Origin of the sequence: Neorhizobium galegae (genome assembly GCF_021391675.1) — a bacterium.
GTDB lineage: Bacteria > Pseudomonadota > Alphaproteobacteria > Rhizobiales > Rhizobiaceae > Neorhizobium > Neorhizobium galegae_B.
The window spans coordinates 1,060,515-1,072,937 of record NZ_CP090095.1 but is presented as its reverse complement, the minus strand read 5'-3'; the positions used below and the strand labels follow the sequence as shown (position 1 = coordinate 1,072,937).

Here is a 12,423-nt window from a genome sequence, read left to right as displayed (position 1 = left end):
ATAGTGACTGATGCTCGGAGCGCAACAGCGGCTCAGGCGATTTCCAGAAGAAGCGCGCGGTGGTCGGAAACTTCCGGCTCGGCGACGACATCAAAATTCTCGACCTTCACATCCGGCGTCACCAGCAGGTAATCGGCATAACGGCCCTCCTTCGGGTACCAGGACGTGCGGGCGTCGGTGAAACCGCGGGTGGTGACGAGATCGGTGAGGCCGAGTTCTCCGAGAATGGCGAAGGTCTCGCTGCCGGGCTGCAGATTGAAATCGCCACAGACGACAAGTGGTTCACCCGGCTGCCAGACCTTTCCGATCAGCGCGACGAGAGCGTGGGCCTGGGCCAGCCGGGCCGGCGTATCGCCCTTGCCGGCAAGATCCCGCAGCCCGTGCATCTGCACGATGGTCACCGCCGAGCCGGTACCGTAGCGGTGGACGCGGACGGCGTGGGCGTTGCGCGAGCGCGGGTGCACGCCCCAGCCGTCGGCCGAGAACTCTCCATGCACGAAACCGAGCTGCTGGCCGACAATCGGGAAAGAGCCGCGCACGAAAGTGGCAAGGCCGAATTCGGAGCCGACCTCCCGCTCACCCTCGAACAGCGTGCCACGGGCGACCGGAGCGTACATCGCCTCATGGCCGGGCAGAACCGCCTTCACATCCTCATAGAGGTTGGCGCGCTGGGGCAGTTCGAAGGCGCCGTCGCGGTAGGCCAGCCAGTCGGCGTCCGCATCCGGCGTGCGGGTGACTTCCTGCAGGCAGAGCACATCCGGGTCAGCCGCCTTGAGATACTGCATCAGCGGCGCATGGACGCGGCCGCCCCAGGCGTTGAGGGAGATCAGGCGCAAGGTCATCGCTCAGCGCTCCGCCTACTTCTTCTTGAACGGCGCCATGCCGAGGCGGGCAAGCTCGTCGGCGCGCTCGTTTTCCGGATGGCCGGCGTGGCCCTTCACCCAGTGCAGCGTCACCTTGTGCTTGTTGCGCGCTTCCTCAAGCTGCTGCCAGAGCTCGGCATTCTTCACCGGCTTCTTGTCGGCGGTCTTCCAGCCGTTCTTCTTCCAGCCGAAGATCCATTTGGAAATGCCGTCCATCACATATTTGCTGTCGGTGTGAAGGTTGACCTCGCACGGGGTCTTCAGCGCATTCAGGGAATTGATCGCCGCCATCAGCTCCATGCGGTTGTTGGTCGTATCGGCCTCGCCGCCGAACAGTTCCTTTTGCGTGTCGCCATAACGCAGGATGGCGCCCCAGCCACCCGGGCCGGGATTGCCGGAACAGGCGCCGTCGGTGAAAATCTCTACCTGCTTCATGATGCGGACTGTCTTTCCTCGGCCAGCCCGTATTCGGTGGCCGATGTAATTTGGCGGTGGAAGCGCAGCTTGCGCAGATATTCGAGCGGGTCCTTCTTGACCACCAGCGCGCCCGCCGGCGTCGTCAGCCAGTCGTAGAGCCTCGTCAGGAAGAAGCGCAGCGCCGAACCGCGGGCGAGGATCGGCAGGGCCTCGATCTCAGCCCTCTCAAGGGGGCGGACGCTCTGGTAGCCTTCGAGCAGCGCCTGACCCTTGGTGAGATTGTAGGCGCCGTCCTTTTCGAAACACCAGGCATTCAGGCAGATCGAGACGTCATAGGCGAGCAGGTCGTTGCAGGCGAAATAGAAGTCGATCAGGCCGGACAGTTCGTCGCCGAGGAAGAAGACATTGTCCTGGAAGAGATCCGCATGGATGACGCCGGCGGCCAGGTCCTTCGGCCAGTTCCGGTCCAGGTGATCAAGTTCCGATGAGATCTCGTCCTGCAGGCCGGTCTCGACCTCGTCGGCGCGCGCAGCGGACCTTTCCCAAAGCGTCTTCCAGCCCTCCACGGAAAGCGAGTTCGGGCGTATCAGCTCGAAATCCTGGCCGGACAGGTGCATCCGGGCGAGCGCCTTGCCGACCTCGCGGCAATGTTTCGCCTCCGGCTTCCTCAGCCACATGCCTTCGAGGAAGGAGATGAGGGCGGCGGGCCGGCCGGACAGGGTGCCGTAGAGATTTCCGTCGTTGCGCGGCAGGGGCAGCGGGCAGGACAGGCCGCCGGCCGCCAGATGCTGCATCAGGCCGAGGAAAAACGGCAGGTCACGCTCATCCGTCCGCTTTTCGTAAAGCGTCAGGATCAGCGGATCGCGGGTCGTATGCAGCAGGAAGTTCGAATTCTCGACGCCCTCGGCAATCCCCTTGTAGGAGGTCAGTTCGCCGACATCGTATTCGGTCAGGAACTGCTTCAGGTCGTCTTCGGTGATATCGGTGTAAACGGCCAAGGTGTCATCCCGCTTGATTCTGCCGCGCAGATAAGTGATGGGGCTTTCCTAGCGGCTCGCCCGGCCCTTCGCTAGAGGCCGGGGCGTCCGAAGCTGAAATCGGACCGCTCCATCGATTTTTCCGGCTTCGCCGGGCCGCTCCTCACCCATTCACCCATGCCATGTCCTCAACAGTCAAAGGCACGCCGCGCAGCTCGCGGTTGACGAGGAAATTTTCGGTTTCTTCCGCGGTGATCGCGAGCTCGATCTCGGCCTCGAAACGCTCCTTGAAGGCGGCGATGATCTCGTCGACGATGACTTCCGGGGCGGAGGCGCCGGCGGAAAGGCCGAGCGTGCCGATGTGGCCGATCTCGTCCCAGTTCAACTCGGAGGCGCGCTGCACCAGCAGGGAGCGATTGGCCCCTGCCCGGAGCGCTACTTCGACAAGCCGCTTGGAATTCGACGAATTGGGAGCACCGACGACGATGAAGAGGTCGCAGCCGGGAGCCGCTTCCTTGACCGCCTCCTGGCGGTTGGTGGTGGCGTAGCAGATGCTGTCGGCGGCCGGCGCCGTGAGGTTCGGGAAACGCTCCTGCAGCTTGGCGATGACGCCTGCCGTGTCGTCCACCGAGAGCGTCGTCTGGGTGACGTAGCCGAGATTGTCCGGATCTTCGGGGACATAGGCTTCCGCATCGGCGATCGTATCGATCAGCGACACCGTGCCCGGCGGCAGCTGGCCCATCGTGCCGATCACTTCCGGATGGCCGGCATGGCCGATCAGCACCACATGGCGGCCGAGGCGCTGGTGGCGCATCGCCTGCTTGTGGACTTTCGAAACCAGCGGGCAGGTCGCGTCGAGATAGAAGAGATTGCGGGCCTCGGCATCCTCGGGCACGGATTTCGGTACGCCATGGGCAGAGAAGACAACCGGCTGGTCGCGGTGTTCGGCCGGGATCTCGTCCAGTTCCTCGACGAAAACGGCGCCCTTCGCTTCGAGACCCTCGACCACGTAGCGGTTGTGGACGATCTCGTGGCGGACATAGACCGGCGCGCCATAGGCCTTCAGCGCCAGCACGACGATCTGGATCGCCCTGTCGACGCCGGCGCAGAAACCGCGCGGGCCGCAGAGGCGAATCTTGAGCGGGCTTTTTTCAGATATGGATGATGCCATCAAATCAGGACGCCAGGACTGTCAGCACGAGAGCGAAAATGGCCGGACCGCCCTGGATGAACAGGATGCGCGGCTTGACCGACCACGCGCCATATATAGCGGCAATGGTCACGCACACAAGAAAGAAGAGCTTCAATTGGAAGGCGAAGGCGGGATGGCGTCGCGCACCATGTCGTCGAAACGCAGGGGAAATCACGCCTGCCCTCAAAGCCCATAAAGCTCCGATCGCCTTCTTATGACATCACGGAAGCGCGTCGTAGCCCGGGCCAAAGCCGGTGAGCTCGATCGGAATGCCGACCCGGTCCTGATCGGCGGATTCGCGCAGGGCAAAGACGGCAGCCTTGCCGGCGCGCAAGATGCGCATCAGTTCCTCGTCGATCTCCACTTCCACATAACAGCCCTCGGAGAAGCAGCGGGTGAAATAGGCGCGGCCGATATTGTTGTTGTCGACATAGAGTTCCATGCCGTCTTTCAGGAGAACGCCGAGTGGCGCGAGGATGCGCAGGATGCGTGCCTTGCGGTCGGCTGTCTTCAGCACCACCACCGACAGGCCGACTTCCGGCCGGTCCTCGGCGATGACGTTCTGCATCAGCGCGCACTGGTCGGCGGAAGCGCCGGCCGGCCGGTCGCAGATGATCGACCATGCGCCATGGTTCTCGCGCACGTTGCCCGGGGGCTGCGCCTGCTGCCCCGAAGGCTGCTGGGCCTGCCCGCCATTCGGCGCCGGCCGGGGTGGCTGCGGTCCCGGCTTGGCGCCCTGAGCCGGCTGGGGGGCCGGCTGTGGTGCCGCGGGCCGCGGGCCGGGCTGCGGCTGCTGCGCGAACGCGGGAAGCGAAACGGCGGCTGCAAGCATCACGGCTAGACCGGCGCAGATCAGGGAGGGACGACCCATGGAAACCTCTGGAAGACGAATCAGTGCGGCTATTCTTGTCGTTCACTAGACGAAATGAAAAGCCCTGACCTCTTTCCAGTGGAGTACGGCGAAAGTGGGACCCGCCAAGCGGCGTGGCCCAGCCGTCACTTTTATGAGGAAAAAGCCGGATTTTGGCCGTCGTACAGTCTATAATGACGCGGCCGGAGGTGTGGAAGGCCTTTTAAATACGATCTCGTCCCGGTCGAAAAGGCGGGTTACGCCCCCTGATTATCACGGGATTCCGGGCTTATTCGCGAGGCGCAAAAATGCCGCACGGGCTTTTCCCGCCAGATATTGCGGCGGCAGGCAAACTGTGATTGAAGCAGACCATATAGCTTGGATTCTGCGTTCGGTTTGATCGAGATCAGACGCATGGGGAGATATGTAGTGATGAACAGGGCTTTTGCAGTGATGACGGCGCTCATCTGTCTGCTGTTTGCTTCCGCAGGTTTTGCGGACCAGCCGCATCCGTGGCAGATTGATTTCCAGGCGGCCGCAACGCCGATCATGCACCAGATTCGCTGGTTCAACCACTATACGCTGTGGTTCATCGTGCCGACCACGCTGCTGGTTCTGGCCCTGCTGGTCGTCGTCGCCGTGAAGTTCCGTGCCAGTGCCAATCCGGTGCCGTCGCGGACCAGCCACAATACGGCGATCGAGATCATCTGGACGCTTGGCCCGGTTCTCATCCTCTTCTTCCTCGCCATTCCTTCCTTCAATCTCCTGAATGCCCAGCTCGAAATTCCGGAATCGGACATGACGGTCAAGGCGACCGCCACCCAGTGGCAGTGGAACTATGAATATGAAGGCACGCCGGCGCCGGTGGCCTTCGATAGTTTCATGCTCAAGGAACAGGACCGCGCCGCCGCCGGCAAGACCGATCCTGCCGTCTACCCGCGTCTTCTCGCCGTCGACAACGAACTGATCATCCCGGTCAACAAGACCGTGCGCATGCTGGTGACGGCTGCTCCGTCCGACGTGATCCACGCCTTCGCAATGCCGGCTTTCGGGGTCAAGATCGACGCCGTTCCGGGCCGTCTGAACGAAACCTGGTTCAAGGCCGAGAAGGAAGGCCTCTATTACGGCCAGTGCTCCGAACTGTGCGGCAAGGACCATGCGTACATGCCGATCGCCATCCGCGTCGTCTCGGAAGACAAGTACAAGACCTGGCTCGCAGCTGCTGCGACCGACCTGCCGGGCGCCTACAAGGCTCTCGTGGCTGCGGTCGACAAGCCTGCCGGCAATTTTGCCGTCGCGGCAAATGAATCCAAGTAATACAGAGGAGTGAGAACAATGGCTGGACATTCCGCTCACGACGATCACGCTCATGCTCGCACCTCTCACGATGATGCGCATGCTCACGACGATCATCACGATCATTCGCACACGCCGACCTTTGCTCAGCGTTGGCTGTTTTCGACCAACCACAAGGACATCGGCACGCTCTACCTGATCTTCGCGATCATAGCGGGCATCATCGGCGGCCTTCTTTCCGTTGCCATGCGCATGGAGCTGCAGGAGCCGGGCATCCAGATCTTCCACGGTCTGGCCGCGATGGTCTACGGCTACGAGGGCGACGCCGCGATCGACGGCGGCAAGCAGATGTTCAACATGTTCACCACCGCTCACGCACTGATCATGATCTTCTTCATGGTCATGCCGGCGATGATCGGCGGTTTCGCCAACTGGATGGTGCCGATCATGATCGGCGCGCCGGACATGGCTTTCCCGCGCCTGAACAACATCTCCTTCTGGCTGATCGTTCCGGCCTTCCTGCTGCTGCTGCTGTCGATGTTCGTCGAAGGCCCGGCTGGCGCCTACGGCGTCGGCGGCGGCTGGACGCTCTATCCGCCGCTGTCGAGCACGGGCTCTCCGGGACCGGCGGTCGACCTGGCGATCTTCGCGCTACATGTTGCCGGTGCATCCTCGATCCTCGGTGCGATCAACTTCATCACCACGATCCTCAACATGCGCGCTCCGGGCATGACGCTGCACAAGATGCCGCTGTTTGCCTGGTCCGTGCTGGTCACCGCCTTCCTGCTGCTGCTGTCGCTGCCGGTTCTGGCTGGCGCCATCACCATGCTTCTGACCGACCGCAACTTCGGCACCACCTTCTTCTCTCCTGAAGGCGGCGGCGACCCGATCCTGTTCCAGCATCTGTTCTGGTTCTTCGGTCACCCGGAAGTCTACATCCTGATCCTGCCCGGCTTCGGCATCATCAGCCACATCGTCTCGACCTTCTCGAAGAAGCCGGTCTTCGGTTATCTCGGCATGGCCTACGCCATGGTCGCGATCGGCGCCGTCGGCTTCATCGTCTGGGCCCATCACATGTACACGGTCGGCATGTCGCTCGATGCGCAGCGCTATTTCGTCTTCGCGACGATGGTCATCGCGGTTCCGACCGGCATCAAGATCTTCTCCTGGATCGCGACGATGTGGGGCGGCTCGCTGACCTTCTCGACGCCGATGATCTGGGCGATCGGCTTCATCTTCCTGTTTACCGTTGGTGGCGTCACGGGCGTCCAGCTCGCCAATGCCGGCCTCGACCGCTCGTTGCATGACACCTACTACGTCGTGGCCCACTTCCACTACGTTCTGTCGCTCGGCGCGGTCTTCGCCATCTTCGCGGCCTGGTACTACTGGTTCCCGAAAATGTTCGGCTATATGTACAGCCAGCGGATCGGCAACCTGCATTTCTGGGTCATGTTCATCGGCGTCAACCTGGTGTTCTTCCCCCAGCATTTCCTCGGTCTCGCCGGCATGCCGCGCCGTTACATCGACTATCCGGATGCGTTTGCCGGCTGGAACTACGTTTCTTCCATCGGCTCCTACATCTCCTTCGTCGGCGTTCTGATCTTCCTCTATGGTGTCTGGGAAACCTTCGCAAAGAAGCGCGTCGCCGGCGACAATCCCTGGGGCGAAGGTGCAACCACGCTGGAATGGCAGCTTTCTTCGCCGCCGCCGTACCATCAGTGGGAACAGCTGCCGCGCATCAAGTAAGCAGTTCATCTTTGAAGAGGGGCATCGCGGAACCCGCGATGCCCTGAAATACCAAACAGGACGGTTCAATGACGGTTATGGACAATCACGACGCTCTCGGCACCGATGGAGGCTCGCGCCTCTCGGAAGCGAGCGCGCGCGATTTCTTCGAGCTCCTGAAGCCGCGGGTGATGTCGCTCGTGGTCTTCACCGCATTCGCCGGCCTCATCCTGGCGCCAGGTCAGATCAATCCGGTCCTCGGCGTGATTTCCATTCTCTGCATCGCGGTCGGCGCCGGCGCCTCCGGTGCGCTGAACATGTGGTATGACGCCGATATCGATGCCGTCATGAGCCGCACCGCCAAGCGCCCGATCCCGGCCGGCCGCATCCTGCCCCAGGAAGCGCTCGCCTTCGGCCTGACGCTCTCGGTCTTCTCGGTCGTCATCCTCGGCCTTGCGGTCAACTGGTTCTCGGCCGCCCTGCTCGCGTTCACGATCTTCTTTTATGCCGTCGTCTACACGATGTGGCTGAAGCGCTCGACGCCGCAGAACATCGTCATCGGCGGCGCCTCCGGCGCCTTCCCCCCGATGATCGGCTGGGCCTGTGTCACGGGCGGCGTATCGCTCGACAGCATTCTCCTGTTCCTGATCATCTTCCTGTGGACGCCGGCGCATTTCTGGGCGCTCGCCCTCTTCAAGATGCGCGACTATGGTTCCGTCGGCGTGCCGATGATGCCGAACGTCGCAGGCGAGGCCTCCACCAAGAACCAGATCATCGTCTATGCGGTGCTGACCGCGGTGATCGCGGTTGCCCCCACCCTCACCGGACTTGCGGGCCTCGGTTACGGCATCTTCGCCGCCCTGCTCGGCGCGATCTTCGTCATCTGTTCCATCGCCGTCCGGCGCATGCCCGACGGCGATGAAAAGATGATGCCGGCGAAGAAGATGTTCGCCTATTCGATCTTCTATCTCTTTGCGATCTTCTCAGGCCTCCTGGCCGACCGGCTGCTCGCGGGATTGCCGCACCTCGTGGGAGGTTTGCTGTGATGGAAAAAATCACGCTCAGCGAAGCCCAGAGGAAGTCCCGCCGCAACCGCAATGTCGCGCTCGGCATCGTTCTCGCCGGGCTCGTGGTCCTTTTCTACATCATGACGCTGGTGAAAATCGGCGGAGTCGGGAACTAGGGTGGAGCGATGACGGACGTCAATCAGAACGGTCAGGCAAAACGGGTCAGCAACAGCGCGATCTTCGCCGGCTGCGCCGTTTTCGTGGCCGGCATGGTCGGCGCCGCCTACGCTTCCGTGCCGCTCTACCGGCTGTTCTGCCAGGTCACCGGCTATAACGGCACGACCCAGCGCGTCGAGCAGTATTCCGACAAGATCCTGAACAAGCCTATCCAGGTGACGTTCGACGCCAATATCTCGCCGGGCCTGAACTGGGAGTTCAAGCCCGCCAAGGCCGTCAACCCGAAGATCGGGGAGACCGTGCAGATCGAATACACGGCGACCAACCGATCGTCCAAACCGACGACGGGCAGTGCCGTGTTCAACGTGACGCCGATGGAAGCGGGCGCCTATTTCAACAAGGTCGAGTGCTTCTGCTTTACCGAGCAGACGCTGCAGCCCGGCCAGTCGGTTCAGATGCCGGTGGTGTTCTTCGTTGACCCGGAGCTCGCCACGGCCCAAGAGACCAAGAACATCAAGACGATCACCCTGTCCTACACCTTCTATCCGAGCGAGCCGGGCAAACCGGTTGCGGCTCTGCCGGAAGGCCCGAAGGCAGGCGCCCCGAAGACGGGCGCCCAGAACACAGGCGTGGGGAAACTTTAAGAGGGTCCGCCGGTTTTCCGGCGGAGCAGGCATTCATCCGGGGATTCTGACATGGCCGACGCGCATCAGAAAAATCACGACTACCACATCATCGATCCGAGCCCGTGGCCGATCCTGGCCTCGATCGGCGCCTTCGTCATGACCTTCGGCGGCGTCGGCTACATGCGTTACCTGCATGGCGGCCAGTTCCATATCTTCGGTCTGGACCTTGCGACCCCGTGGATCTTCTACATCGGCCTGGCGATCATCCTTTACACGATGATCGGCTGGTGGTCGGACACGATCAAGGAAGGCAATTCAGGCGCTCATACCCGCGTGGTCTCGCTGCACCTGCGCTACGGCATGATCATGTTCATCGCTTCCGAAGTGATGTTCTTCGTCGCCTGGTTCTGGGCATTTTTCGATGCCAGCCTCTACGCCAACGAGGCGATCCAGGCGAGCCGCGTCGAGTTTCTCGGCGGTCAGTGGCCGCCGAAGGGCGTCGAGGTGCTCGATCCCTGGCACCTGCCGATCTACAACACGATCATCCTGCTTCTGTCCGGCACCTGCGTCACCTGGGCTCACCACGCGCTGCTGCACGGCGACCGCAAGGGCCTGATCACCGGTCTGGCGCTCACCGTAGCACTCGGCATCCTGTTCTCATGCGTCCAGGCTTACGAATATATCCATGCCCCGTTCGCCTTCTCGAACTCGATCTACGGGGCTACCTTCTTCATGGCGACCGGTTTCCACGGTTTCCACGTCCTGGTCGGCACGATCTTCCTGGCTGTCTGCCTGCTGCGCGCCATCAACGGCGGTTTCACGCCCACCCAGCATTTCGGCTTTGAAGCCGCCGCCTGGTACTGGCACTTCGTCGACGTGGTGTGGCTGTTCCTGTTCTTCGCCATCTACATCTGGGGTGGCTGGGGCGCACCGCTCGCCCATTGAGCCAGGGGACATGAATTCCGGGAGGGCGGCGATAAGCCGCCCTTCTGCTTTTTGAGGACTGGAACGAATGGCGACCAAGGCACCCACCCAAGCCGCATCCGATGAAACGCCCGCCCGCGGCGGTGGCCGGATGATCGCGACCGCCGTCGTGGTGCTGGCGGCGCTCGCCATCTTGCTGTCGCTCGGCACCTGGCAGGTGGAGCGGCTGCATTGGAAGGAGGGCCTGCTTGCCGATATCGCCCAGCGGCGGGCGGCGGCACCCGTCCAGCTCTCCGATATCGAGTCGATCCGGAAATCCGGCGGCGATATCGAATACCGCCGGGTATCGATCACGGGCACGTTCGACCACGCCAGCGAGCGACATTTCTTCGCGACCTTCGGAGGCCAGACCGGTTTTTACGTCTACACCCCGATGACGCTTGCCGACGGCCGCATCCTGTTCGTCAACCGCGGTTTCGTGCCCTATGAAATGAAGGACCAGAAAACCCGTACCGCCGGGGAAGTTGCCGGCCCGCAGACCGTCACCGGATATGCGCGGGTGCGGCTTGGGGAAAAGCCGTCCTCGATCGTTCCGGACAACGATCTCGCCAAGAACATCTTCTACTGGAAGGATCTCGATGCCATGGCCTCGACCACCGGTATCGAGGCGTCGAAGGTCGTGCAGTTCTTCGTGGATGCCGATGGGTCGATCGTCAATCCGGGCGGCTGGCCCAAGGGCGGCGTCACCCAGTTCGACCTGCCGAACAGCCACCTCCAATATGCCGTGACCTGGTACGGCCTTGCCGCAGCCCTCGTTGCGGTCGTCATCGGCATGATCTTCCGCCGCAAACGCGCCTGAGCCCGCAGGATAGGCTTGCTTCGGTCCCTCCCCGGACCTACATCGGTTGGAGCAGAGCGCGCGTCTTCACAGGGTAGCGCCGAAGGAGCACTCATGAACACCGACCTTCTCAACCTTTTCGACTGCGACGAGACCAAGCTGCGCTCGATCCTCTCCGAGGCGCTTACCGGCGCCGATGACGGCGAGCTTTTCGTGGAACATGCCCAGGCGGAATCGCTGACCTTCGACAACGGCCGCCTCAAGGGCGGTTCGTTCAACACCGACCAGGGGTTCGGACTGCGCTCGGTCGCCGGCGAAGCGGTCGGTTATGCCCATGCAGGCGAGCTTTCGTCGGCAGCGCTGTCCCGCGCCTCGGATGCGGTGCGGGCCGTCACCGCCGGTTATTCCGGTTCCTATACGGCCGCTCCGCAGCGCACCAACAAGAAATATTACGGCGACGAGAACCCGATCGGCAGCCCCAGCTTCGAGGAGAAGGTCAAGCTGCTGACCGATATCGACGCCTATCTGCGCTCCAAGGACGACAAGGTGCGGCAGGTGACGGCCACCGTTTCGGCAAGCTGGCAGGTGGTCGACATCCTGCGCGCCGACGGACACCGGGTGCAGGATATCCGCCCGATGACCCGCATCAACATTTCCGTCGTCGTCGGTGACGGCGACCGGCAGGAGAGCGGTTCGTTCGGCACCGGCGGCCGCATCGGCTTCGGCGATTTCGTCACGGAAGGCAACTGGCAGACCGGCGCCGACGAGGCGCTGCGCCAGGCGCTCGTCAATCTCTCCGCAATCGACGCGCCGGCGGGCACGATGGATGTCGTGCTCGGCTCCGGCTGGCCGGGCGTGATGCTGCACGAGGCGGTCGGCCACGGGCTGGAAGGCGATTTCAACCGCAAGAAGACATCGGCCTTTGCCGGGCTTCTGGGTGAGATGGTCGCGGCCCCCGGCGTTACTGTCGTCGATGACGGGACGATCGACAACCGCCGCGGCTCGATCACGATCGACGACGAAGGCACGCCGTCCGCCTATAACGTGCTGATCGAGAACGGCAAGCTTGTCGGTTACATGCAGGATCGCCAGAACGCCCGGCTGATGGGCGTCCAACCGACCGGCAACGGCCGCCGCCAGGGTTACGCCTATACGCCGATGCCGCGGATGACCAATACCTACATGCTCGGCGGCGACAAGACGCCGGAAGAGATCATCGCCTCGGTCAAGAAGGGCATCTACGCCGTCTCCTTCGGCGGCGGCCAGGTGGACATCACCTCCGGCAAGTTCGTGTTCGGCTGCACCGAGGCCTACATGATCGAGAACGGCAGGATCGGTCCGGCAATCAAGGGCGCGATGCTGATCGGCAACGGCCCGGATGCGATGCGCCGTGTCTCGATGGTCGGCAACGACATGAAGCTCGACACCGGCATCGGCAATTGCGGCAAGGGCGGCCAATGGGTCCCCGTGGGCGTCGGCCAGCCGCATCTGCGGATGGACCAGGTGACGGTGGGCGGGACGAAGGCGTAAG

14 protein-coding genes are annotated in these 12,423 nt (G+C 62.6%); 8 read left to right on the top strand and 6 right to left on the bottom strand.

The window, feature by feature from the left end; genetic code table 11:
• Positions 1-32: 32 nt before the first annotated feature.
• From LZK81_RS05175 to LZK81_RS05150, 6 genes are all read right to left on the bottom strand, one after another.
• A complete protein-coding gene (locus LZK81_RS05175; protein WP_233955397.1) occupies positions 33-842 on the bottom strand; it encodes an endonuclease/exonuclease/phosphatase family protein in 810 nt (269 codons plus the stop codon).
• Between the two features lie 15 nt (positions 843-857).
• On the bottom strand, positions 858-1,298 hold the full coding sequence (rnhA, locus tag LZK81_RS05170; protein ID WP_046610823.1) for a ribonuclease HI: 441 nt from the start codon (positions 1,296-1,298) through the stop codon (positions 858-860).
• Positions 1,295-2,278, bottom strand: a complete 984-nt coding sequence (locus LZK81_RS05165; RefSeq protein ID WP_233955396.1) for a homoserine kinase — start codon at positions 2,276-2,278, stop codon at positions 1,295-1,297. The genes rnhA and LZK81_RS05165 overlap by 4 nt, the downstream gene beginning before the upstream one ends.
• A gap of 142 nt (positions 2,279-2,420) precedes the next feature.
• Positions 2,421-3,428, bottom strand: a complete 1,008-nt coding sequence (ispH, locus tag LZK81_RS05160) for a 4-hydroxy-3-methylbut-2-enyl diphosphate reductase (protein WP_233955395.1) — start codon at positions 3,426-3,428, stop codon at positions 2,421-2,423.
• A 4-nt stretch (positions 3,429-3,432) separates the two neighbouring features.
• Complete coding sequence (locus LZK81_RS05155; protein WP_233956474.1) at positions 3,433-3,540, bottom strand: DUF1304 family protein; 108 nt, start codon at positions 3,538-3,540, stop codon at positions 3,433-3,435.
• A gap of 129 nt (positions 3,541-3,669) precedes the next feature.
• A complete protein-coding gene (locus tag LZK81_RS05150) occupies positions 3,670-4,320 on the bottom strand; it encodes an invasion associated locus B family protein (RefSeq protein ID WP_233955394.1) in 651 nt (216 codons plus the stop codon).
• Positions 4,321-4,731: 411 nt separating this feature from the next.
• Here LZK81_RS05150 and coxB point away from each other — a divergent pair, with 411 nt between their 5' ends.
• The 8 genes from coxB to tldD all read left to right on the top strand — a co-directional run bounded on the left by coxB (position 4,732) and on the right by tldD (position 12,422).
• Complete coding sequence (gene coxB, locus LZK81_RS05145; protein ID WP_046603472.1) at positions 4,732-5,616, top strand: cytochrome c oxidase subunit II; 885 nt, start codon at positions 4,732-4,734, stop codon at positions 5,614-5,616.
• Positions 5,617-5,634: 18 nt separating this feature from the next.
• A complete protein-coding gene (gene ctaD, locus LZK81_RS05140) occupies positions 5,635-7,341 on the top strand; it encodes a cytochrome c oxidase subunit I (RefSeq protein WP_233955393.1) in 1,707 nt (568 codons plus the stop codon).
• Between the two features lie 68 nt (positions 7,342-7,409).
• Positions 7,410-8,366: a heme o synthase gene (locus LZK81_RS05135; protein ID WP_233955392.1), complete on the top strand. Its 957-nt coding sequence runs from the start codon at positions 7,410-7,412 to the stop codon at positions 8,364-8,366.
• A complete protein-coding gene (locus LZK81_RS05130) occupies positions 8,366-8,503 on the top strand; it encodes a hypothetical protein (RefSeq protein ID WP_046610976.1) in 138 nt (45 codons plus the stop codon). The genes LZK81_RS05135 and LZK81_RS05130 overlap by 1 nt, the downstream gene beginning before the upstream one ends.
• A gap of 9 nt (positions 8,504-8,512) precedes the next feature.
• Positions 8,513-9,148, top strand: coding sequence for a cytochrome c oxidase assembly protein (locus LZK81_RS05125; RefSeq protein WP_046603468.1), 636 nt, complete (start codon positions 8,513-8,515; stop codon positions 9,146-9,148).
• Between the two features lie 51 nt (positions 9,149-9,199).
• On the top strand, positions 9,200-10,075 hold the full coding sequence (locus LZK81_RS05120; protein WP_233955391.1) for a cytochrome c oxidase subunit 3: 876 nt from the start codon (positions 9,200-9,202) through the stop codon (positions 10,073-10,075).
• Between the two features lie 67 nt (positions 10,076-10,142).
• On the top strand, positions 10,143-10,913 hold the full coding sequence (locus tag LZK81_RS05115; protein ID WP_418936469.1) for an SURF1 family protein: 771 nt from the start codon (positions 10,143-10,145) through the stop codon (positions 10,911-10,913).
• Positions 10,914-11,006: 93 nt separating this feature from the next.
• Entirely contained in the window at positions 11,007-12,422 is a 1,416-nt protein-coding gene (tldD, locus tag LZK81_RS05110; protein WP_233955390.1) for a metalloprotease TldD, read from the top strand.
• The last annotated feature ends 1 nt before the right edge of the window (position 12,423 follow it).

Bases quoted from the DNA above. Each gene is read 5' to 3' on its own strand.
- LZK81_RS05175 (WP_233955397.1), bottom strand. From the start codon at position 842: ATGACCTTGCGCCTGATCTCCCTCAACGCCTGGGGCGGCCGCGTCCAT.
- rnhA (WP_046610823.1), bottom strand. From the start codon at position 1,298: ATGAAGCAGGTAGAGATTTTCACCGACGGCGCCTGTTCCGGCAATCCC.
- ispH (WP_233955395.1), bottom strand. From the start codon at position 3,428: ATGGCATCATCCATATCTGAAAAAAGCCCGCTCAAGATTCGCCTCTGC.
- LZK81_RS05150 (WP_233955394.1), bottom strand. From the start codon at position 4,320: ATGGGTCGTCCCTCCCTGATCTGCGCCGGTCTAGCCGTGATGCTTGCA.
- coxB (WP_046603472.1), top strand. From the start codon at position 4,732: ATGAACAGGGCTTTTGCAGTGATGACGGCGCTCATCTGTCTGCTGTTT.
- ctaD (WP_233955393.1), top strand. From the start codon at position 5,635: ATGGCTGGACATTCCGCTCACGACGATCACGCTCATGCTCGCACCTCT.
- LZK81_RS05135 (WP_233955392.1), top strand. From the start codon at position 7,410: ATGACGGTTATGGACAATCACGACGCTCTCGGCACCGATGGAGGCTCG.
- LZK81_RS05130 (WP_046610976.1), top strand. From the start codon at position 8,366: ATGGAAAAAATCACGCTCAGCGAAGCCCAGAGGAAGTCCCGCCGCAAC.
- LZK81_RS05125 (WP_046603468.1), top strand. From the start codon at position 8,513: ATGACGGACGTCAATCAGAACGGTCAGGCAAAACGGGTCAGCAACAGC.
- LZK81_RS05120 (WP_233955391.1), top strand. From the start codon at position 9,200: ATGGCCGACGCGCATCAGAAAAATCACGACTACCACATCATCGATCCG.
- LZK81_RS05115 (WP_418936469.1), top strand. From the start codon at position 10,143: ATGGCGACCAAGGCACCCACCCAAGCCGCATCCGATGAAACGCCCGCC.
- tldD (WP_233955390.1), top strand. From the start codon at position 11,007: ATGAACACCGACCTTCTCAACCTTTTCGACTGCGACGAGACCAAGCTG.